Origin of the sequence: Rhodococcoides fascians A25f (genome assembly GCF_000760935.2) — a bacterium.
Taxonomy (GTDB): Bacteria; Actinomycetota; Actinomycetes; order Mycobacteriales; family Mycobacteriaceae; genus Rhodococcoides.
This window is the reverse complement of record NZ_CP049744.1, coordinates 2,788,102-2,810,394: the sequence shown is the minus strand read 5'-3', so window position 1 is coordinate 2,810,394 and position 22,293 is coordinate 2,788,102. Positions and strand designations below refer to the sequence as shown.

General features: G+C 64.9%; 20 protein-coding genes. 10 read left to right on the top strand and 10 right to left on the bottom strand.

The annotated features are described in order from the left end of the window. Window positions 1-34 precede the first annotated feature (34 nt). The 4 genes from BH93_RS13340 to BH93_RS13325 all read left to right on the top strand — a co-directional run bounded on the left by BH93_RS13340 (window position 35) and on the right by BH93_RS13325 (window position 3,619). The gene (locus BH93_RS13340; protein ID WP_037173683.1) at window positions 35-589 is read left to right on the top strand and encodes an isochorismatase family protein; all 555 of its coding nucleotides are present in this window, start codon (window positions 35-37) and stop codon (window positions 587-589) included. 19 nt (window positions 590-608) lie between these two features. Further along, window positions 609-1,286 (top strand): GAP family protein, encoded by a 678-nt coding sequence (locus BH93_RS13335; RefSeq protein WP_037173682.1) that lies wholly within the window; start codon window positions 609-611, stop codon window positions 1,284-1,286. A 22-nt stretch (window positions 1,287-1,308) separates the two neighbouring features. After that, the gene (locus tag BH93_RS13330) at window positions 1,309-2,109 is read left to right on the top strand and encodes a HugZ family pyridoxamine 5'-phosphate oxidase (RefSeq protein ID WP_032377929.1); all 801 of its coding nucleotides are present in this window, start codon (window positions 1,309-1,311) and stop codon (window positions 2,107-2,109) included. 106 nt (window positions 2,110-2,215) lie between these two features. Continuing rightward, window positions 2,216-3,619, top strand: coding sequence for an NAD(P)/FAD-dependent oxidoreductase (locus BH93_RS13325; protein WP_037173680.1), 1,404 nt, complete (start codon window positions 2,216-2,218; stop codon window positions 3,617-3,619). 86 nt (window positions 3,620-3,705) lie between these two features. Here BH93_RS13325 and BH93_RS13320 read toward each other — a convergent pair whose 3' ends face one another. The 8 genes from BH93_RS13320 to BH93_RS13285 form a co-directional block, all read right to left on the bottom strand. Further along, window positions 3,706-4,374, bottom strand: a complete 669-nt coding sequence (locus tag BH93_RS13320) for an urease accessory protein UreD (protein WP_037173679.1) — start codon at window positions 4,372-4,374, stop codon at window positions 3,706-3,708. A gap of 6 nt (window positions 4,375-4,380) precedes the next feature. Continuing rightward, a complete protein-coding gene (gene ureG, locus BH93_RS13315; RefSeq protein ID WP_032403459.1) occupies window positions 4,381-5,085 on the bottom strand; it encodes an urease accessory protein UreG in 705 nt (234 codons plus the stop codon). 52 nt (window positions 5,086-5,137) lie between these two features. Continuing rightward, window positions 5,138-5,794 carry an urease accessory protein UreF gene (locus BH93_RS13310; protein WP_037173678.1) on the bottom strand — a complete coding sequence of 219 codons (657 nt, stop codon included), beginning with the start codon at window positions 5,792-5,794 and terminating at the stop codon, window positions 5,138-5,140. Further along, the gene (locus tag BH93_RS13305) at window positions 5,794-7,515 is read right to left on the bottom strand and encodes an urease subunit alpha (RefSeq protein WP_037173677.1); all 1,722 of its coding nucleotides are present in this window, start codon (window positions 7,513-7,515) and stop codon (window positions 5,794-5,796) included. Before BH93_RS13305 ends, BH93_RS13310 begins: the two co-directional genes overlap by 1 nt. Next, window positions 7,515-8,147, bottom strand: coding sequence for an urease subunit gamma (locus BH93_RS13300; RefSeq protein WP_052065074.1), 633 nt, complete (start codon window positions 8,145-8,147; stop codon window positions 7,515-7,517). The genes BH93_RS13305 and BH93_RS13300 overlap by 1 nt, the downstream gene beginning before the upstream one ends. A gap of 85 nt (window positions 8,148-8,232) precedes the next feature. After that, on the bottom strand, window positions 8,233-9,501 hold the full coding sequence (locus BH93_RS13295) for a DUF6986 family protein (RefSeq protein WP_052065133.1): 1,269 nt from the start codon (window positions 9,499-9,501) through the stop codon (window positions 8,233-8,235). Between the two features lie 5 nt (window positions 9,502-9,506). Continuing rightward, window positions 9,507-9,968: a PaaI family thioesterase gene (locus tag BH93_RS13290; protein ID WP_032377935.1), complete on the bottom strand. Its 462-nt coding sequence runs from the start codon at window positions 9,966-9,968 to the stop codon at window positions 9,507-9,509. A gap of 223 nt (window positions 9,969-10,191) precedes the next feature. Beyond that, a complete protein-coding gene (locus BH93_RS13285) occupies window positions 10,192-10,953 on the bottom strand; it encodes a hypothetical protein (RefSeq protein ID WP_037173674.1) in 762 nt (253 codons plus the stop codon). Window positions 10,954-11,132: 179 nt separating this feature from the next. On the opposite strand from BH93_RS13285, the gene BH93_RS13280 reads away from it, so the two are divergent. The 3 genes from BH93_RS13280 to BH93_RS13270 all read left to right on the top strand — a co-directional run bounded on the left by BH93_RS13280 (window position 11,133) and on the right by BH93_RS13270 (window position 14,571). Further along, window positions 11,133-12,608 (top strand): iron chelate uptake ABC transporter family permease subunit, encoded by a 1,476-nt coding sequence (locus tag BH93_RS13280; RefSeq protein ID WP_080739028.1) that lies wholly within the window; start codon window positions 11,133-11,135, stop codon window positions 12,606-12,608. A 101-nt stretch (window positions 12,609-12,709) separates the two neighbouring features. Further along, window positions 12,710-13,705, top strand: a complete 996-nt coding sequence (locus BH93_RS13275) for a FecCD family ABC transporter permease (protein WP_242459233.1) — start codon at window positions 12,710-12,712, stop codon at window positions 13,703-13,705. After that, window positions 13,702-14,571 (top strand): ABC transporter ATP-binding protein, encoded by an 870-nt coding sequence (locus BH93_RS13270; protein ID WP_032377938.1) that lies wholly within the window; start codon window positions 13,702-13,704, stop codon window positions 14,569-14,571. Before BH93_RS13275 ends, BH93_RS13270 begins: the two co-directional genes overlap by 4 nt. 6 nt (window positions 14,572-14,577) lie before the next feature. Here BH93_RS13270 and BH93_RS13265 read toward each other — a convergent pair whose 3' ends face one another. Then, the gene (locus BH93_RS13265) at window positions 14,578-17,100 is read right to left on the bottom strand and encodes a bifunctional lysylphosphatidylglycerol flippase/synthetase MprF (protein ID WP_037174235.1); all 2,523 of its coding nucleotides are present in this window, start codon (window positions 17,098-17,100) and stop codon (window positions 14,578-14,580) included. 128 nt (window positions 17,101-17,228) lie between these two features. Then, on the bottom strand, window positions 17,229-18,530 hold the full coding sequence (locus BH93_RS13260) for an alpha/beta hydrolase (protein ID WP_037173672.1): 1,302 nt from the start codon (window positions 18,528-18,530) through the stop codon (window positions 17,229-17,231). Window positions 18,531-18,731: 201 nt separating this feature from the next. On the opposite strand from BH93_RS13260, the gene BH93_RS13255 reads away from it, so the two are divergent. The 3 genes from BH93_RS13255 to BH93_RS13245 all read left to right on the top strand — a co-directional run bounded on the left by BH93_RS13255 (window position 18,732) and on the right by BH93_RS13245 (window position 22,143). Next, a complete protein-coding gene (locus BH93_RS13255; protein ID WP_032377940.1) occupies window positions 18,732-19,148 on the top strand; it encodes a BlaI/MecI/CopY family transcriptional regulator in 417 nt (138 codons plus the stop codon). 23 nt (window positions 19,149-19,171) lie between these two features. Continuing rightward, window positions 19,172-20,128: a M56 family metallopeptidase gene (locus BH93_RS13250; protein WP_032403466.1), complete on the top strand. Its 957-nt coding sequence runs from the start codon at window positions 19,172-19,174 to the stop codon at window positions 20,126-20,128. Window positions 20,129-20,406: 278 nt separating this feature from the next. After that, window positions 20,407-22,143 (top strand): DEAD/DEAH box helicase, encoded by a 1,737-nt coding sequence (locus BH93_RS13245; RefSeq protein ID WP_037173671.1) that lies wholly within the window; start codon window positions 20,407-20,409, stop codon window positions 22,141-22,143. Window positions 22,144-22,293: the final 150 nt, after the last annotated feature.

Genomic DNA, 22,293 nt, shown 5'->3' with positions numbered 1-22,293 from the left:
CACTCGGACGAGACACCTTTCGGAAGGAATTGTCGTGACCACCCTGCCCGACCGCCACACAACCGCACTGCTGATCGTCGACGTACAGAACGACGTGATGGTGGGTGTGCACGAGCGAGAACGCGTGATCGACAACATCGTGTCCCTGGTGACCCGCGCACGGGAGACGGGTACTGCGGTGATCTGGGTACAGCACTCGGCCGAAGAGGAACTGCACTTCGGGACGGACGGGTGGAACCTTCTGGAGGCGCTACCTGTGGCTTCGAGCGACCCGATCGTGCACAAGAAACACGGAGACGCCTTCGAGAGCACGACGTTGGAGGCCGAGCTGACAGCGGCCGAAGCCGGGCATGTCGTGGTCGCAGGCGCACAGACCGATTTCTGCGTCCGATCCACCCTTCACGGCGCTCTGGCGCGCGGATACGACGTCACGCTGGCGAGCGACGCTCACACGACGGAAGACCTGACGAAATGGGGAGCTCCCCTGCCCGAGCAGGTCATCGCACACACCAATCTGTACTGGGACAACCAGACCGCGCCCGGACGTACCGCGGCGGCAGTGGCGACGAAAGATATCGCCTTCACCTGACCGATACCCTGAACCTTCCATGGTGACTTTGCTGCTCGCGCTCGTCGGCTTTGCGATACTCGATTCGCTCGACGTCTTGCTGATCGGCGTCACTGCCGCTATTGCGGTGCACTCGAGAACCACACGGCGGTCGCCGTTCCGAGCCGGGCTGGCCTTCGTCGGCGGAGTGTTCACGGCGACGACGGCGTTCGGCATTGTCACCGTTCTCGGCATCGACTTCGTCACGGATCTGTTCGACTTCACCGTCACTCCCACGGTCCGGTATCGCACGGAGTTCGTCGTCGGGCTGGTCCTGATCAGCCTCGGCGCGCTGCGCACCGCCGAGCGTCGCCCACCGGCATGGGCCGCCCGAGCCGGCTCCAGCATTCCCGTGGTCGCCCTGACAGGGTTGACGATCGGTCTGGTGCAGGGCCCGACGGCAGTGCCGTACCTCGCCGGGCTGACGATGCTCTCGACCTATGTTCCCCGCCCGCAGTGGTGGCCGGCCATAGTCGTCGTCTACTGCCTGATCGCACTGATTCCGCCCATCCTCGTCCTGATTCTGGCGTCCAGGAAGAGTCGACGTTCCAGGCGGGCGTTCGTCACCACCGTGCGTGGCTTGACGCGGTACGGCCCGCCGACGGTGCGCGTCATCTTCGTCGTGCTCGGTGTCGCATTGCTCGCCGACGCTCTGATTCATGCCCGACACCTCCTGTAGGTCGTCGCCTAAGCTTCTGCGCATGGCACTCGATCATGGCGACCCCGGTGACGCTCCGTCCGTTCCCCCTCCCCTGTCTCCCGTGGTCGCCGACCGTCGTCCCTCGGCGGCCGAGGAGGCGCGCACGATCGCCGCGTCCACCAACATTGCGACCCTTGCGAGCCTGACCGCGGACGGCGATCCCTGGGCATCGTTCGTCACGTACGGATTGCACGGCGGCGCTCCGGTTCTGTGTGTGTCGCGGATGGCCGAGCACGGGCGCAACCTCGCAGGCGATCAGCGCGCGAGCCTGTCGATCGTGGCACCGCAATCGCAGACCGATCCGTTGGCGTCCGGCCGAATCACTCTGGCCGGCGTGGTCGAACGCCCCGAGGGAGACGAGCTGTCTGCTGCCCGCGAGGCGCATCTCGCGGGGGTTCCTGCGGCGAAGTACTACCTCGACTACAGCGACTTCACGCTCTGGGTCATGCGCGTGCATCGGGTCCGCTGGGTCGGCGGATACGGGCGGATGGATTCGGCAACTGCCGAGGACTACGCCGAGGCCGCACCCGATCCGGTATCGCCCACCTCCGCGTACGCGATCGAGCACCTCAACGCCGACCACTCGACGTCTCTGATGGCGATGGCCCGCGAACTGGGTGGCTATCCCGATGCCACGTCCGCCGAATGCACCGCCGCAGACCGCTACGGACTCGACCTGAAGGTGCTCACGCCGCGCGGAGTCGCGTACACCAGGGTCGGCTACGCGACCCCGATCGACTCGGCTGGGGAACTGCGGGCCGCGACCGTGGAACTGGCGAAGCGAGCGGTGGGCAGCCGCTAGTTTCCGCTGCGCTCCCCGCTCTGTACCGGTACAGCCACCTCGCCGAGACGCCGCGAAGGATGGCGGCTACCGTTGTGGCTACATCTCAACGTCTAGGGAGCAGGTAATGAGCATCCAACCGGTCGAATCGAAGCGTCATCGTGTCGTCGTCATCGGTTCCGGGTTCGGAGGTCTGTTCGGCGTCAAGGCGCTCAAGAAGGCCGACGTCGACATCACCCTCGTCGCCAAGACGACGCACCACCTCTTTCAGCCGCTCCTCTACCAGGTCGCGACGGGCATCCTGTCCGTCGGCGAGATCGCTCCCACCACCCGCGTCATTCTCCGCAAGCAGAAGAACGCCGAGGTGTTGCTGGGCGACGTGTTGAACATCGACCTCGAGGCCAAGACGGTGACGTCGAAGCTGCTCGAGCGCATCACCGTCACTCCCTTCGACAGCCTGATCGTCGCAGCCGGCGCGCAGCAGTCCTACTTCGGCAACGATCACTTCGCCGAGTTCGCGCCCGGCATGAAGACCATCGACGACGCACTCGAACTGCGGGGACGCATTCTCGGCGCGTTCGAGCAGGCGGAACTCTCCGACGATCAGGAGGAGAAGGACCGCCTCATGACCTTCGTCGTCGTCGGGGCCGGCCCCACCGGTGTGGAACTAGCCGGGCAGATCGCCGAGCTCGCCGACCGAACGCTCGACGGAGCTTTCCGCAACATCGATCCTCGCGACGCCCGCGTGATCCTGCTCGACGCAGCGCCCGCCGTACTGCCGCCGATGGGCGAGAAGCTCGGCCGCAAGGCCGCGGAACGACTCGAGAAGCTCGGCGTCGAAATCCAGCTCAACGCGATGGTCACCGACGTCGACAACGACGGCCTGACCGTCAAGGAGAAGGACGGCACGACGCGTCGCATCGAGGCGCAGTGCAAGGTCTGGTCGGCAGGCGTTCAGGGCAGCCCCCTCGGCAAGCAGCTCGCGGATCAGTCCGGTTCGGAGACCGACCGGGCCGGACGTGTGCTCGTCGAACCCGATCTGACCGTCAAGGGCCACTCGAACGTGTTCGTGGTCGGCGACCTCATGTCGGTCAAGGATGTACCGGGCATGGCGCAGGGCGCCATTCAGGGAGCGACGTACGCCGCCAAGCGGATCAAGGCATCGGTGAAGGGCGAGGACGACCCTGCTCAGCGTGCGCCGTTCAAGTACTTCGACAAGGGCTCGATGGCAACGGTGTCGCGGTTCAACGCAGTCGCCAAGGTCGGCAAGCTCGAGTTCGGTGGCTTCATCGCATGGCTGATGTGGCTTGCGTTGCACCTGTACTACCTCGTGGGCTACCGCAGTCGAATCACCACCGTCATCTCCTGGTTCGTGACCTTCCTCGGCCGCGGTCGCGCCCAGATGGCATCGACCGAACAGCAGGTGTTCGCGAGGTTGGCCATCGAACAACTGAATTCTCTCGAACGCGCGGGTGCCGTCGAGCCGGACACCGCCGAGACGGAACAGGAACGCGAGAAGGCAGCGGGCTGACCCACCGCTGACCCCCAGCTTCGAGACATCGCATCGGCCGACCGGACACCGTCGGCCGATGCGATTCTTCGTTCGGCGTGCCGCTCTCACGTACTCGGATCACTGGGCGGCAGGCGGTGCCCCGCCGAAGTAGTCAGCGAGCCGCCTCCTGCCAGAGCCAGCCGAACGCTTCCGCCGCGCAGATCGACCTCGGACGCACGATCATCGGGGTATTGCAACGTACTCGACATCGACAGTGGAGCCCACAACGCGTCGTGCGAGATCGATCCCTCGCCCAGTTCCACCCGGTGGCGCAACAACGGAGTGTCTCCGACGTCGCAGCGCATCGCACTGGTCCACCGACCCGACGCTTCCTCGAAACGCCCGATCTGCGTCCGCTCGCGCAACCACAAGTTCGAATCCTGTTGCAGCGCAATAGTATTGACCACCGAATGCGACGCGTCCGACGCGACGACCATCGGCTCGGGATCGAAGATCAGAGACGCACCCGCACCCACCTCGACGTGCCACTGCGCCGACGAATGACGCAGCTGCCCACCGGGCATCGCCAGCGACGCCGCGACGCTGCGGACCTCCAGGTGTGCGCCGGCCGCCACGGAGATTCTGACGGTGATGGTGTCGCCACCGAGTGGCGTTGCGGCGGTTCCGATCAGGTGGACCGTATCCGGCCCGGTCTGCCGACCGGCAAGGCCGCCCACCGAGGTGATGCGTGGGCTGCGATGCAGGCTCGCATCGATGCAGAACTCGGTGTGCATCGACGCTCAGTGCGTGTGGGCATGCGCGTCGGCATCGGCAACGACCTTCAGCTGCTCGCGAATCCACGCGAGTACCGTGGTCGCGGCCGGGTCGTCGGTGAGTGAGATCAGCGCAGTCGGTCGGCCCTCGCGCACCTGTGCCGCATCGCGTTCCATCACACCCAGATCGGCCCCGACGTAGGGGGCCAGATCTGTCTTGTTGACCACCAACAGATCGGAGAAGGTCACACCGGGTCCACCCTTGCGCGGAACCTTGTCGCCGCCTGCGACATCGACGACGAAGATCTGCACATCGATGAGACCGGACGAGAACGTAGCGGTGAGATTGTCTCCGCCCGACTCGACCAGAATGAGGTCCAGGGGCGGATTGTTCTCGATCAGGTCGTCGATGGCGTCGAGATTGGCCGTGATGTCGTCGCGAATGGCGGTGTGCGGGCAGCCACCTGTCTGTACGGCCGTGATGCGCTCGTCCGGCAGCACCGCATGCCGACGCAGGAAGTCGGCGTCCTCGGTCGTGTAGATGTCGTTGGTCAGAACAGCCAGCGACAGCTCGTCACGAAGCTGGCGACACAGGGCAGCCACCAATGCGGTCTTTCCGGAACCGACCGGTCCACCGATTCCCACTCGCAGCGCCTCGCCTGCCTCCCGCGCGCGTTTCGGACGATCCAGTCCGTGGTCGTGGGGCTCACCGTCGATCAGGTGCGGGGGCATGACATCTCCTTCATTGTTCGAGAACAGTCGGTCGAAACAGTGGATCGGAATTTCAGGATACGAACAACGGACGATCGCGGACGGCGTGGGCTTCGGCGAACATGTCCAGCAACGGATCCGACAACTCCATCAGCTCGGGTAGGCATTCGCACACCGAGGCGGTCACGTCGTCACAGAAGTCGCCCAACCGGATGGTGCATGCGGCAACCTCGGCCGGATCGAGCGCCAGCAGACGCTGCGCCGCGATCGCCGAACCGGTCATGGTGATGTACACCTGCACAGCCGCTGTATCGGCAACCGACAGCCCGCACGCGAGTCCCACGTGCCCTGCAGCCACGGGAAGGTGCGGCTTACGGCCGATCGTTGTCCAATCATGATGCGGCCAAGCCGATTTGGCCAATCGGAGCAGACCGCGACCCTGTGCGCGTGACGCGGATCTGGCCGCCGGAGACGGCGTCCGAGCGTCACACTCGGCGTCGGCACCTTCGGTGCCGAGCGAGCCGTGGACGATCGCTGCAGCCACCGACGCCATGGTGGCACCGGAGGTCCTGATACGACGTCGCAAGAAAGCCTCGAGTGTCGCGATGTCTCGGACGAAACCCGAGGCGATCGCCTCCTCCACTCCACCGGAATGCACGTGTCCACCGGTGGGCAGACGTGAGTCGGCAAGTGAGAGAAGCGTTGTCACCTGCAGACGAGCAGCCGTCATCAGAAGAGGAAGTATCGCTGCGCCATCGGCAGTTCGGTTGCCGGCTGTTCTTTCCACACGTCGCCGTCGATGCGCACCGTGAAGGTGTCCGGATCCACCTCGATGTCGGGCATGGCGTCGTTGAGAGCCATGTCGGACTTCCTGACGCTGCGGACGTTCTTGACCGGAACGAGCCGGCGATCGCAGTTCAGGCGGCCGGCAAGTCCATCTTCGATTGCCTGGGGAGCGACGAAGTGCAGCGATGTCGCGGCAGCTGCTTTGGGCGAGGCCCCGAACATCGGACGCGGAAGCTCGGGTTGCGGGGTCGGGATGGACGCGTTGGCATCGCCCATAGCCGCCCAGGCGATCATTCCGCCCTTGACGACCATGTGCGGACGGACACCGAAGAACGCCGGATCCCACAGCACCAGATCGGCCAATTTTCCCGGCTCGATCGAGCCGATCTCGTCGTCCAGCCCGTGGGCCACGGCCGGGCAGATCGTGTACTTGGCGACGTACCGCATGACGCGGTTGTTGTCGGCCCCGTTGTCTCCGGAGAGGAACCCCCGACGAGATTTCATCACGTGTGCTGTCTGCCAGGTACGCAGAACGACCTCGCCGATCCGGCCCATTGCCTGCGCATCGCTGCCGATCATCGAGATCGCACCCATGTCGTGCAGCAGATCCTCGGCCGCAATGGTCGACGGCCGGATACGACTTTCGGCGAAGGCCAGATCCTCCGGAATGGACGGACTCAGGTGATGGCACACCATCAGCATGTCGAGATGTTCGTCGAGGGTGTTGACGGTATGGGGACGCGTCGGGTTGGTCGAGCTGGGCAGTACGTGCCCTTGCGCTGCCACGGTGATGATGTCGGGTGCATGCCCGCCGCCCGCGCCTTCTGTGTGATAGGCGTGAATTCCACGGCCGTCGATCGCAGCGAGGGTGGTCTCGACGAAGCCGGCCTCGTTCAGGGTGTCCGAGTGGAGCGCGGCCTGCACACCGGCGTCCTCACATACTCGCAGGCACGCGTCGATCGCAGCAGGGGTCGAGCCCCAATCCTCGTGCAGCTTGAATCCTGATGCGCCTGCGCGCAATTGCTCCCACATGGAGTCGGGGTTGACAGTGTTGCCCTTGCCGAGGAGCACGATGTTCATCGGCCAGTCATCGAGAGCTTCGAGCATCCGGGACAGGTGCCATGCACCCGGGGTGACCGTGGTGGCCTTGCTTCCTTCGGCGGGTCCGGTGCCGCCGGCGATCACGGTGGTGATGCCTCCACCGAGAGCTTCCTCCTTGATCTGCGGGCAGATCAGATGGACGTGACAGTCGATGCCGCCGGCCGTGACGATCTTTCCGTTGCCTGCGATGATCTCGGTCGAGGGCCCGATCACCAGATCGGGATGGACTCCGGTCATGGTGTCGGGGTTGCCTGCCTTGCCCAATGCCACGATGCGCCCGTCGCGAATACCGAGGTCGGCCTTGATGATTCCCCAGTAGTCGACGACAACCACCCCGGTGATCACCGTGTCGGGAGCTCCGTCTGCGCGGGTAGCACGCGATTGACCCATCGACTCGCGGATCACCTTGCCGCCGCCGAAGACCGCTTCCTCCCCCGCGTTGCCCGGGCCGCCGCTGCGGTCCTCGGTGACCTCGATCAGAAGATCCGTGTCTGCCAGGCGAATTCGATCACCCGTGGTGGGCCCGAACAACTGTGCGTATCGACTACGGCTCAGACGCGCCATCAGCTGTCCAACTTTCCGGGAGGTGTCATGCTCAAACCGTGGACCTCGCGCGTGCCACCGAGAGGCACGAGCCGAACTGTCTGTTCGATGCCGGGCTCGAAACGTACCGCTGTGCCCGCCGGAATATCGAGGCGGTGGCCGTGGGCACGCTCACGATCGAACTGCAGGGCGGTGTTGGACTGTGGGAAGTGCACGTGTGAGCCCACTTGAACCGGCCGATCTCCGCCGTTCACGACGACCATCGTGATCACCTCGGCACCCTCGTTGATCTCGATGTCCCCTGCGACGGTGATGATCTCGCCGGGAATCAGGTGACCGTCACCTCGCTTGGGTGAGATCGGCTCGTGCACGGTGATCAATTTCGTGCCGTCGGGAAAGGTCGCTTCGACCATCACCTCGGGAAGCAATTCGGGAACCCCACCGAGGACATCGTCGGCAGTGAGGATTTCGCGCCCCGAGGACATCAGATCTGCAACGGATCGCCCGTCCCGGGCACCCTCGAGAAGGTGATCGGTGATGACCGCGATGGCCTCGGGATGATTGAGCTTCAAGCCTCGAGCCTGACGACGACGCGCGAGCTCGGCCGCATAGCTGACGAGCAGTCGATCCTGCTCGTGCGGAGACAACCGCATTGGAGTTCTCCGTCCCGATCGGTGATGGTGCTCGGCAATTCTGACACGCTCGAGGCAGCCCGGCAGCGGAGCGCCGGTTCGCGCCTCACCCGAGGGGCACGGTCACCGATCGATCGAGCAGTCCCCGCAGGACGTCTCGGTCGATTCCCGAGGCAATTGCCTGCAGTTCGGCGAGGCCGAACGCACCCGCGTCGAGGCCTCGCACCAGCACGCCGGCCAACGCCTGCGCGGTGGCGGGTTCGTCCATCACCTCACCGCCCTGACGATCGAGGTAGCCCCCGAGTCGAGCAGCCGCGACCGGCATGGCGTGGCGGAAGAAACCGAAGGTGGCCAGCCACCGCGTCACCAGATGCCCGGGATGCATGTCCCAGCCCTGGTAGAAACCGCGTTCGAGGGACCTCGTCACCAGATCGAAGTGCCGCCGCGCCGACGCCGAAACCTGCTCCGGGCTGCCGGTGGGAACAACCTGGGTCGAACCGTCGCACACCCACACTCCGGTCTGCGCGGCTGCCACCAGCATGACGTTCTTCGCGTGGTCCGCCACCGGATGTGCCAGCGACTGCTGCGCGGACGTGATCCCACACGCGGCGCTGTAATCGTAGGTTCCGTAGTGCAGTGACGTGCAGCGGCCGTCGGCGCGCGTGATCGCCCGTGCGAGAGTCGTCGTACCGTCGGCCCCGATGACCGCCTGGGGACTCTCGATCTGCAACTCGAATCGAAGGGCGCGATCGGGCAGGCCGTGCGCGCGCTCGAGTTCCTCGCACAACGCGACCACCGCGGCCACCTGCGAGGTGGCGCGCAGTTTGGGCACGGTGAACACGAAACCGTCGGGCACTCCCCCGGCCCCGTCCAGAACGAGCTCGAGGGTGCGAATCCCGCGCCGACGCTCGTGTGCTGCAAGTCCTTTGGAACGAATACCCAACCAGGTCGGACCATCGGCATCTTTCGCCAAGGCCGCCAACGCTGCACCCGCGGCCGTTGCATGACGGTCTTCGACGACGTCCGACCGCCATCCGTACCCGTCCTCGAAATCGAATCGGAGGTCCTGGATGGGGGCCGTGCTCAATCGCGCACGAACCAGGGGCAGAACGTTCGCAGTGTCGAGTTCGGCGAATGCCTCGGGGTGAGCGTCCAGAATCGCGGAGGATGCAGCGCCCCACTCGGCGGGCACATTCGCCGAGGCTTCCGCCGCCGAGACGTACACGGTGTGGGAAGGCTGCCCGCCGATGCGGTCCCCGGGATAGTGCCGCGCCAGATCCTCGTCGATGGGCCCGAAGAGTGTCTCGAGGCGATCGAGAGCGTCGGGAGTCAGCGCGGTGACCGGTGAATCTGGATGCTGGTTGTAGCCCGTCATGGGCATCACTGTCCCAGATGTGCAGTGTTTTCGATATTTGCCAGTCGGACTCTGCCCTGAGCTACCAAGCGTCCGGTCTCGTCGGAGATGTCCACCTGCCACAGCTGCTGGGTGCGTCCACGATGAATCGGATGTCCGTGTGCGGCCAAGGTTCCCGATCGCGTGGCTCGCAGGAAGTCGGTGTTGTTGTTGGCGCCGACCACGTGTCCACGTGACCCGAACCAGGCCGATCCGCCGATGCTGGCCACCGATTCGACCACCGCGCACAGGACGCCACCATGCATGATTCCTGCGGGTTGATGGAGCTGCGGAGTCACTGTCCACTCCGCGCGCACGTCCTCGCCGGACACCGCGAGGTATTTCAGACCGACGACTCCGTCGAATCCACGGTGGCACAGCTCGGTCAACTGTTCCGGCGTCAAGGCGTCGAAAGGCGTCTCTTCCGTGGTGCCGTTCGAGTCCGTCATTGCACTGCCTCCGGTTGCGTCGAAACATGTGGGCCGACCGTGCAGCCGACTTTCCATCAGAATTACACGACGGTCGACCCACGAAAATCGGTGGGCCTCCCGTTCGTGAAGAACGAGAGGCCCACCGTGGCAAGGACCGGGAGTCACTGCAGCCCTCAGGACTCCGGCGCGGTCCGTTGGTATGTAGTCAGCATAGGCAAACCTTAGTAACGGCGCAAGAGCTTCAGGACACCCGAAGTCTCGCTCGTCCGGGAACCCCGGCGCGTGACCGGACGGGAGCGCCTGCGTCGACCATGGCGTCGAGCAGCATTTGACCCCGACGAGCTCCGTCGGACGCGCTCGCCCCGGCCAGAATCGGAACGTACGTCGACGCGCCGAGAATCGCGTCCCCGACCAGGGCCCAGAAGACGCGAACATCGAGCGGAGCGCGCTCCGAAATCGCGCGAAACACCGCACCGAGCGACGTCGTGCAGCGATGCGCCGTCCAGACGAGCAGAGCCTCCTCGCACGGAAGGGTGACCGTGCCGGGCTCACCCGCCGAGGGATCGCCGGGCAGCACCCGTAGGATCGGCGACGCGACACCCGCCCAATCGATTCCACCGTCGCTGTCCATGTGGATCCACATGTTGTCGATGCCCGGATCCCACGCCCGGGCCTCCAGGACCAGCAGCGCGGATACTCGGCCGACCACAGCGTGAATCAAGGCAGTGGCCACCTGAACTGCAGCAGCCTCCGGCACGTCCAGATCCTCGAGCGACCGGCTGTACATCCGCTCGACACGTCCGTCCGTGAGACCGACGGCCAACTGCCACCACCGGCGCTTACCCTCGTTCGCCATGGCAGCCACCGCGTACATCCGCGGGTAATCGGGATTGAGCGCGCGAAGAGTCTCACACGAGTCGGCCAACTGGGCCGTCCCATCGGATCGGTTCGAGAATCGATGAACATCGGCCCAGCTGGAGAATGCCGCCGTTGCAACTGACACCTGATCGCTCCTTGAAGTTCGTGGCGGGTGGATTCGTCGCACCCCGACTCGTTATGTAGGTTAGCCTAACCAGATAATTTTGGGAATCAGGTACCGCTACCCTTACCTCACCTCACATGGAAAGCAAGGGTTCCGTAACCTAAACGAGTCCCTTCGATACAGCGAGGAGTCACGACACTGTGACCACAGCTCCGCTACTCGGCCCGCACGGCGCTCGCCGGTCTCCCGATGAGCAGTACGGGACCGAGAACGTGCCCGACGGCCCGCCGCCGCGGAGCTCCTGCATCGCGGCAGGCGCCATCGACGCCCTGATCGTCGTGGTCCCGTTGTTCGTCGGATGGTCGATCGTCGACGCACTGCGTGACGACAACGGGGGCGGACAAGCGGACCGATTCGTATTCGGCGCGATTTCGGTGTGCGTCGCTCTGGCTCTGTTCGTCTGGAACCGCGGGTACCGCGACGGCAACGACGGCCAGAGCACCGGCAAGCGATGGCTGGGGCTGACGCTGCGAGACACCGTCACCCACGGCCCGATCGGCGCACGTCGAGCGCTGCGTCGCCAGTTTCGGATCGGCTCTGCGTCGTCGGAGGTGGTGCGCGAAAAGGTCGCTGCAGCAGAAGGATTCGAGCCCATTCCCAAGGACGGTTCGGTCGCTGCCATTCGGCGCCGGAGATTGCTTGGCCTGGCCGTACTCGTCGCCGCTCTCGTGGCCGGAATTCTCGCCAGCATCGCCATCGGCGCTCGACCCCTGACCTTCGCCGAGATAGCCCACGCCCTGCTGAATTCGACGGGTACCGACACCGACATCATCGTGCGCACGCTGCGAGTTCCCCGCACTGTGCTTGCACTGGTCGTGGGTATTGCGCTCGGCATCGCAGGCGCTCTCATCCAAGGGCACACACGCAACCCGTTGGCCGACGCCAGCCTGCTGGGCCTCAACTCGGGCGCGGCGTTCTTCGTCGTGATGGCCATCTACCTGTTCCGGTTCACCTCGCCGAGTCAATACCTGTGGTTCGCGTTCGCCGGTTCGGCGGCGGCGAGCGTCGTCGTGTTCGGACTGTCGTCGATCGGGTCGGGCAGATCGAGTCCGGTCAATCTCGCGTTGGCCGGGGCCGGCGTCGCATTCTTCCTCTCGGCGATGACCAACGCCGTCGTCCTGCTCGATCAGACCAGTCTGGACGGCTACCGCTTCTGGGTGGTCGGATCGGTCGCAGGACGCGGCCTGGACGTGTTGTGGCAGGTATTGCCGTTCCTGGTGATCGGCGTCCTCATCGCAGTCGCGAGCACTCCCGGCCTGAACGTCATGAGCCTCGGTGAGGATGTCGCGCGCTCACTGGGGACCAACATTGCGGTCACCCGTACCGTCGGGATCCTCGCTATCACCCTGCTGACCGGGGCAGCGACCGCAGCATGCGGGCCGATCGCCTTCGTGGGCCTCGTCGTACCGCACATCGCCCGAGCGGTGACCGGACCCGACTACCGCTGGCTGGTCCCCTATGCAAGCCTCATGGGCGGTGTGATGCTCATGATCGCCGACGTCGTCGGACGGGTCGTCGTGCGCCCGGGTGAGCTCCAGGTGGGCATCGTTCTGGCCCTGATCGGCGCGCCGTTCTTCATCGCTCTCGTTCGTCGTCGGAAGTTGGTCGGCCTGTGACAACCGATCTGCAGTCGACACCGCCGTCGTCCGACAAGGGCGTCGTTCGCGCCCGACCCGCGTTTCGTCTCGGCCCCATTTCCTTGGTCCGACGACCGCTGATGGTCATCGCCACCGTCCTGCTGGCGGCAGCCCTCGTGCTGGTGATGTGCATCAACATCGGACGTGGTGACTTTCCTCTGTCGATCGCACAGGTTCTCGACGTACTTCTCGGAGGCGGCTCGAGGATCGAGCGCTTCATCGTCATGGATCTGCGGCTGCCTCGATCGCTCACCGGCCTCCTCGTCGGAGCTGCCCTCGGTATCTCCGGAGCCATCACCCAGTCGATTTCCCGCAACGCGCTCGCCAGCCCCGACATCCTCGGTATCACCGCCGGTTCCAGTGCCGCAGCCGTCGCGCTGATCGTGCTCGGCGGAGGCGGCAGCTTCAGCGGTCTGCTCGCCACTCTGGGCCTGCCGCTTGCGGCCTTGATCGGCGGTGTGCTCACCGCAATCGCGATCTACACCCTCGCCTGGCGAAAAGGTGTCGACGGTTTCCGGCTCATCCTGGTGGGAATTGCGGTCAACGCCATGCTTACTGCCGTCATCGGATGGCTACTGATCAGCGCCGACATCAACGACGTCTCGCGCGCTCAGGTGTGGCTCAACGGCTCACTCAACGGTGCCAACTGGGCGTCGGTCTGGCCGGTCGCGGCCGCTGTCGTACTCGTCGGCGGTGGCACGGTCATCGCGACGTTCACCCTGGGCGCGCTACGCCTGGGTGACGACAACGCCCGATCGCTCGGAATACGCCTGCAACACAGCCAGGCCATGATGCTCTTGTCCGCCGTCGCTCTTGCCGCCATCGCCACTGCCGCGGCCGGACCCATCGGATTCGTTGCACTGGCAGCGCCACAGATCGCACTCCGAATCCTGCGAACGCCTGGTCCGCCCATCATTGCGTCGGCACTGCTCGGTGGATTACTCGTCGTAGCGAGCGATCTGATCGCTCGAACGATTCTGCCGGTCGAACTTCCGGTCGGCATCGTCACCTCGGCCCTCGGCGGACCGTTCCTTCTGTACCTTCTCGTTCGCAGTAATCGAAAGGCTTCCGTATGACCACCAGCCACCCCTCGCGTCTGATCGCGCAGGATCTCAGCCTCGGTTACGGCGATCGCACCATTGTCGAGCACCTCGACCTCGAAATTCACACCGGAGTCATCACCACGGTCATCGGACCCAACGGCTGCGGGAAGTCGACGCTCCTGCGTTCGCTCGGTCGCTTGCTCAAGCCCAAGGCGGGCAGTGTGATGCTCGACGGCCGAGCGATCTCCTCGATGAAGACCAAAGAGGTTGCCCGGACTCTCGGCATGTTGCCGCAGGCCCCGACCGCCCCCGAAGGTCTGACTGTCGCAGACCTCGTCTCACGTGGTCGTCATCCCCACCAATCGTGGATAAGGCAGTGGAGCTCCGACGACGAGGCCGAGGTGGCGAACGCACTCGAGTTGACCGGAGTCGGCGACCTCGCCGACCGACCCGTCGACGAACTCTCGGGCGGTCAGCGTCAGAGAGCGTGGATCTCCATGGCGCTGGCCCAGGGCACCGACATCCTGTTGCTGGACGAGCCGACGACGTACCTCGACCTCGCACACTCCATCGAGGTCCTCGATCTCGTCGATCGACTGCACGCCGAGCTCGGACGGACGATCGTGATGGTGCTGCACGATCTCAATCTTGCACTTCGCTACAGCGACCGGTTGATCGTCATGAAGCAGGGGCAGATCGTTACTTCCGGCCGACCTCAGGACGTCATATCGGAGCAGTTGTTGCTCGACGTCTTCGGCCTCGAGGCCACCGTGATCGAAGACCCGATGTCCGATCGACCTCTCATCGTTCCGATCGGGACCCGGCACGTGTACGGGTCGGTCGGAGGGCCTGTCAGGTCCGCGGACGACTCCGCCGCGGGCCCATCCACAGCCGTCTAGCCGCGGTCACCGCTCGATCATGGTGCGCACCAGCTTGAACCCCTGACCGATCGACACGTCGGGCAGGTAGGCCCGACCGATCGCGTTACCGATACTGGGCAGTGCGGCCGGATCCGCGAACGTCATGTGCATCGGTTCGTAGCGAGGCTGGAACTTGGATTTGAATGCCAGGAGAGAACGGAATCCGTAGACGGGTTCGAGGGTGCGTCCGAGCACGTCGAGCAACCGTTCGAGCAGTCCCGACAGGGTCGACTGCTCTGCGCTGGAGACGTGTTCGGGTTGCTTCTCGTCGACCTTTGCCAGCGGTGCGCCGGACAAACTGAGGAATCTGGCACCCTCCTGCTCGAGCAGCAGAGCAGCCGACGCGATGAGAAATTCCATCGTCGGCCGAAAGCCCTCCGAACGACGGCGCATGAAGTCGAGCGTCCATCCGACGATGACGCCGTCCTCGTACACCGGCATCCACGAGGTCACGCCGTGCACGGTCCGATGCTCGTCGACCGCGATCAGGCAGCGGACGTTCTCGTCGTCGACCTCCTCGAGACCGCCGAGGGTGAACCCCATCTCGGGCATGCCCTTGTCTGCTACCCATTCCTCCGAAATCGCGGTGATCTGATCGGTGATGGCCAGTGGTGCCGACGGGAAACGAATCCATTCGGCTACGACACCCGCCTTCTTCGCCCGATTCAGTGCCGTGCGCACGTCTTGGAAACGCTTGCCGGTGAAAGCGATTCCGTCCAGGTCGAGCACCGTCTCCTCACCCACCTGGATTCCGCCCCAGCCGAGAGAATCGGTGATGCGGCGAACATCGGGGGTGACGGAATAGAAACACGGTATCCAGCCGTTCTTCGACGCGAACTCGGCGAATTCGACGACGTTGTCCCGCAACGACTCTCGCGGACCCACTGGATCGCCGGTGGTCAGAGCTACACCCGAGATGACGCGGTAGGCGACGTAACTGCGGCCGTCGGGGCCGAACCAGTACTTGTTTCCGCGCCAGGTCGTCATCCACGACAGCGCCGAACCGCTGCTCGCCATGAGCAGTCCGCGCGCCCGTTCGGTCGCGTCGGTCTCCGTCCCGTACACCGGAGTCAGGAAGGTGCTCGCAGCGAAAACACAGACCACCGACCAGAACACCACGCCGGTCCACTCGAACAGCAAGGTTGTGGGAATGCTCTGTGGCAGCAGAGCGGGTTCGAGCCATTGCAGATAGACGGGCGGAATCAGGCGCTGCGGGAAGTCCGACAGCAAACCACCGAACGACGGCGAATCGGCAAAGCCGCCGCGCGCGAGGTACCCACCGACCGTGTAGACCACGCCGAGTCCCACCCCGACCCCGATCACCGACGCCGCCCACCGCCGGTAGGTGCCCGAGGGCGCCGACACGTCGAAGAACTTGCGCGTGACCAAGAGAACCACCAGCACGATCAGTGGTAGCAAGAACGGCACCGCGGTGCGATACGCGGTCGGCGATTCGAGTCCGTAGAACAGCGACTGGTCGTCGCCGGCCTCCAGGAACCGAATGGCGAAGTTGGCCACCGACAGTGCGAGCAGGATCAGCTGGGAGACCATCGCCAGAGCCCACGCGAAACGCCTGCCTCGCCGAAGGCCGTCGCTGATCACCAGCAAGAACAGGGAGGGCATGATGCTCAGAATCGTCGGACCGACGCCGCCGAGCCTGAGATCGAGCAGACCGCGACGGCACTCCACCGGATCGGTGGTCGCATCGGCACAAATCTCGCGCACCTCGGCTGCCGTGTAGGGAACTCCTCGAACCACATCTCGAAGGACGGCGAACGGACCGACAGCGTTGGGGCTCAGGGCCGCCAGAACCGGACCCAATGCACTCGCAGCAACGATGAGCGCAACCAGCACGCGGCCTTCGCGTTGGGTACCCGCCAATCGAGGGCCACGTGCCGACCGACCGACGATCCACGGCCCCACGACGAGACCGATCACCGCGGCGGCCAGTCGAACCACGTCCTGTAGGTGCCCACCGAACAGGGCCAACGTCACCAGCAGTGCCAGCACGCCGACGCGGATCCGTCTGCGCCACAACGTATCCATCCGCGAGGTCGCAACCAGCACCACGCCGAATATCCAGGTCGTCGGACCTACCGCGGTTCCGACGTGCAGCCGGAAACCCCAATCGGCATCGAAGGTCTTGGCCAGAGCTGCGAGACCGAGACCGAGCAGCGAACCGGCTACCTGGGTGACGAACGCAGCGATGGCAAAGCGACGGGACCCTGTCCGGCGCTCGATAGGCGCAGCGGCGAGCAGAACGGCAACAGTCGCCACCACACAACCGGCGATATTGGGAGCCGCCAATCCCGAGGTCAGCGGGGTCCACAGGTGCCAGTGCTCGAACGGCATGATGCCCACGGCGAAGTACTTGTCCAATTCGCCACGATCGTCGAACACGGCCGCAGCGATACCGGTCAACCACACGATCGCAAGCAACGTGAAACTGACCGGGGCCCCCACCGCTCCGAACACGATGAGCGACCACAATCTGCGAATCTGACGCATCGCTGCGGACGATCCCAACTTCAACGCCTTGGTTCGCTTCGATATCCACGAAGGTCCGGCGACGTCGCCTGCGTCGGCCTCTGCCGACGACGAGGTGACTGTCGCGGGTAGCTCCGGCTCGGTCACGTTCACGAAGTCAGCCCTGTTCTCGTTGCCAGCCATGGGAGTTCACGACGCAGGCCTTCCGACCACACTGCGAAGCTGTGTCCGCCAGGTACTTCCACGTACTGCACATCCATTCCAGCGGCCTTCGCCGCGTCGTACATCTCTTGTTGACCCGGTTTGTAATCCTTGTCGTCCGAGCCCACGACGAAAATACCGGCCGAGTCGGGGTACCGACGCGATTTGAGCAGGTCGAGCGGGTTGATCGCGGTGAATGCCGCAGAATTGCCGCCGAAGGCCTGCTGCACGGTTCGATCCCGATCCCCGAGGGTGGGCTCGCGTTGACCCGACAGGTCGAGAAAGGTGGGATAGACGTCGGGGTGATTGGTCGCCATCTGAATGGAGCACGTGCCACCGTAGGACAATCCACCGATCGCCCAGTGAGCGCGATCGCGGTCCACCTGCAAGGTGGCGTCGATCCAATCGGGAACGTCCCGGGACAGATACGTGTCCACGTTCCCCAGCGGCGAATCGACACAGAGTGGATTGGCGATCGATGACCCGGTGCCGTCCGCGACAACCACGACGGGCGCAAGACCGGCATGGTCACGGGCAAAGTTGTCCATGGTCTGGGCGAGCTTTCCGCCGTTGAGCCAGTCCTCGGGCGCACCCGGCTGACCCGCGAGCAACACCAGGACCGGCAGCAACGGGCGAGGATCGGCGAAATACGCGGGCGGGAGATAGATCTCGGCGTCCCGAGCTGAGAAGTTGGACGCGGTGGCCGGGATCGGTGCCGAGGTGACACGTCCTGCGGTCGGCAGATCAGCAGGTGCGGTCCACACCGAATCCAGGGGCGAACCGCTGACGGTCTGCGCCACCGCGGCCGGCACATCCGAGAACTGGATACGGGCAGCGGACTCGACTCCGAGGGCGTTGCCCACGGTGGGATATGCATCGAACTCCAGGTTGACGTGCAGCGCCGCAGCTGCGACCACGAGGATCGCTGCCACCACCGTCGTCAGTTTGCCCAGCACCCCACGAGCTGCGAGCAAGCGGGAGACCACCGCGAACAGTGCGGCGAGACCCACGCCGATCCAGACGTAGATCGAGGTGGCTATCGGATCCGGAAACGGTCGCCATACCTTCTCGACCACCACGTAACCGAGAGCCGTGACAACGATCGCAACCGTCGCCGCGATCGGCAGTGCACGTCTCGAGTATCGCCGCGACGACGAGACGACCAACCACACTCCACCGAGCGCGCCGAGAACGGACACGATCACCGGTACCGGGCCGTCGATCAACGACAGAGAATCGAACCACTCCACTCTTGCGTCTCCGCTCACTTCTCGAAGAGTCGGGCCGCGGGGCGGCACGATCACGTGAGAAGGATATTCGCCCCGAGGTGCTCCCCGTGGAGACCCGTCGATTCGAGACGCCAGGACTATGACCGAACCCACACTGCCCTGACGGTAGGTACTACCACGGGTAGTACGCATCAGCGTCGGAGTAGCCGTAGAGTAAGAAGAATGGCTGGTCTTGGTGAACTAGAGCGCGCAGTGATGGACCATCTGTGGGAGTCGACGGATCCCCAGACCGTTCGACAGGTACACGAAGCACTCGCGACGCATCGCGAGCTCGCGTACACGACGGTGATGACGGTGTTGCAGCGGTTGGCGAAGAAGAAGCTGGTCGTTCAGCAGCGCGACGACCGAGCTCACCGGTATGCGCCCCTCCACGGACGAGACGAGCTGGTTGCGAGCCTGATGGTCGACGCGTTGTCGCAGGCACCCGCGTCCGGTGGACGCGCTGCCGCACTCGTCCACTTCGTCGGACAGGTGGGGGCCGACGAAGCCGCCGCACTCCGTGAGGCACTCGCCGCTCTGGAAGTGGCACAATCGACGAGAGAGTCCCCTTCGGCTGGAGAAGGCCGTCCGACGGACTGACGCTCGCCGTAGTAAGTGAGGACATGAACTCGACGACTGCGTTGGTATTCGCGGTACTCGCGCTGATTCTGGCGGGGCCGGTGCCAGCCGTGCTCGCTCGCGCCAGTTGGCCGTATCGGTCCCCGCGTGCAGCGCTGGTTCTGTGGCAGGCAATTGCGCTGGCCGCCGTGCTCTCGGCATTCAGCTCAGGTCTCGCCATCGGCGGACTGCTTCTGGTTCCCGGCCCGGACGGTCGTCCCACCACAGCACCCACCGACGAAATCGACGCGCTCGGCCTTCCCCTGTGGATCCTGTACGTGGTCGTACTCGCGATCACCCTCGGCATCGGTGCCAAGCTGATGTTCTCCGTTGTTCAGGTGGCGGTCCGAACCCGTCGTCGCCGCTCTCGGCACCGCATGCTCGTCGACCTGCTGGATCGAAACAACCTGAACGAGAATCCCTTTCGTAGTCTGCGCGATGCGGATATCCGCGTGCTCGACGCTGCCGAGCCGATCGCGTATTGCCTGCCAGGTCTGCGTCAGAGGGTGGTACTGAGTCGGGGAACGCTCGCCAATCTCTGCGAGGCCGAGATCACCGCCATCCTCAGCCACGAACGGTCGCACCTTCGCGCCCGCCACGACTTGGTCCTCGAAGCATTCACCGCGGTCAACGAGGCATTCCCGAGAATCGTACGAAGCAAGTCGGCACTGGGCAGCGTGCAGTTGTTGGTCGAGCTGTTGGCCGACGACTCGGCGGTCAAGGTGACCGGACCCACCCCGCTGGCTCGGGCACTGGTCGCGTGCGCAGGGTCCACCGCACCGCGAGGTGCCATGGCGGCCGGAGGGCCTCACACCCTGATCAGGGTGCAGCGGTTGAGCGGTCCCGGCAGCGACGTCCGCATCGCTGCGGTTGCCTACGCGACCGCTGTGGTGATCCTCGTACTTCCGACGATCTATGTGGCGATGCCTTGGCTCGAGGAACTGAGCAAGCTGGTCGGGTGAGCTCTCGGCTGTTCGGCGTCGCACAGGTCACATCGACTCGGGGTGAACAATTCGCGATCCATCCCGTAGAGTGGACCTCGGTCGCCATCGCGACCTAGCAATCGAAATGGCACAAACAGCCCCACTTTATGCGGTTCTCATCCGCATATCGATGGCCAGGTGACAGTGCCCTGGCTCGTATCAATGTGTTCTGGCTGTTTTTCGTGTTTCCCTTCTCGTTCGGGTGCTCTCAGCTTCGGGCTTATTGGCGTGCCCGTAATCCGGAGAGGCTTTACTGCGTGACCCACGCTGTTTCCAACACACCCGTTTCCACCACTTCCGACTCCACGGCAGTCCCGACGCCCGTAGCGGCACCGGCCTTCACCTTCGCCGAGCTCGGACTGCCCGAGGCTGTCGTCGCCGCACTGGCGCGTAACTCGATCACCGTGCCGTCCCCCATCCAGGAGAAGGCCCTTCCCGACGCCATCGCCGGCAAGAACGTTCTCGGCCGGGCACAGACAGGTTCGGGCAAGACGCTCGCCTTCGGCCTGCCGATCCTTCAGCGCCTGTCGCTGCACACCGATCGACCGGCCGCCAAGCGCCCGCGTTCGCTCGTATTGGTTCCCACTCGGGAACTCGCGTTCCAGGTCGTGGAGTCCCTTGCTCCCTACGCCAACGCGCAGGGCTTGCGCGTCATGCCTGCCGTCGGCGGCACCCCGTTCAACAAGCAGGTCGAGCAGCTCCGACGCGGAGTGGACGTACTCGTCGCCACGCCCGGCCGCCTCGCCGATCACCTTCGTCAGGGCACCTGCATCCTCGATTCCATCGAGATCACCGCACTCGACGAAGCCGATCAGATGGCCGACATGGGCTTCCTGCCCGAGGTGCGTGCCGTCCTCGCCGACACTCCGGCGGACGGACAGCGCATGCTGTTCTCGGCAACCCTCGATCGTGAAGTTCAGTCGCTGGTCCGCCAGTTCCTGCCCGACCACGTCGAGCACTCCACTCAGGACGGCAAGGCCAGCGTCCGGACCATGGACCACTACGTCCTCATGGTCGACCGGGGTCAGAAGGATCTGGTTCTCTCCGAGATCGGTGCCCGCGAAGGCGGCCGCACCATCATGTTCGCGCGTACCAAGCTGGGCTGCGACGGAATCACCGATCGCCTTCGTGCGCTCGGTATCGCCGCGGAGTCACTGCACGGTGGCAAGGCACAGAATCAGCGCACCCGGGTTCTCGAGCGCTTCAAGAACGGCCGCACCCCCGTCCTCGTCGCCACCGACGTTGCCGCTCGCGGAATCCATGTCGACGGTATCGACCTCGTCGTTCACGTCGATCCGCCCGCAGATCACAAGGACTACCTGCACCGCGCAGGACGTACGGCGCGCGCCGGCGAGAAGGGCACCGTCGTCGCGATCGTGCTCCCCAACCAGCGTCGTCAGGTTCTGCGTCTGACCGGTATGGCCGGCGTCAAGGCCACTGCTGTCAACGTCTCGCCCGGTTCGGCCGAGCTCAACAGCATCACCGGCGCGAAGAAGCCCACCGGTGAGCCGTTGCGCGCCGAGTCCTCGCCCCGCGATCGCAACAGCCGTCCCGGCTACCAGGGATCGAACCCCCGCAGCAGCGGCGGATACCAGGGCTCCAATCCCCGCAGCGGCGGCGGATACCAGGGCTCGAACCCGCGCTCCGGCGGCGGATACCAGGGCTCCAACCCACGCAGTGAAGGCGGTTACCAGGGTGACCGCCCCCGCACCGGATACCAGGGCTCGAACCCGCGCTCGAGCGGCGGATACCAGGGTTCCAACCCGCGCAGCGAGGGCGGCTACCAGGGTGACCGCCCGCGTCGCACCGACTCGAGCTCGTACCGCGGCTCCGAGAGCCGGGGCTACGAAGGACGCGGCTCCGACAACCGGGGCTCGGACAACCGTCGCCCGGCATCCGCTCCCCGCCAGGACGAGCACCGGTCGGGTGGCTTCCGCAGCCGCACGGAACGTCGCTCGTACGACGGTTTCGACGGTCCGGCTCGCAGCCACTGATCAAATCGTAGCCACTGATCGGTTCGTAACCGTGCGGTCGTGAATCGGCCGGAGCATATTTCGACGACATGAGGTGTCGCATTCTTCGCGAATGCGGCACCTTTTGTCGTTGTCTGCGGCCAGGTTTGAGTTCTGCTGGAGGGGTTGGCT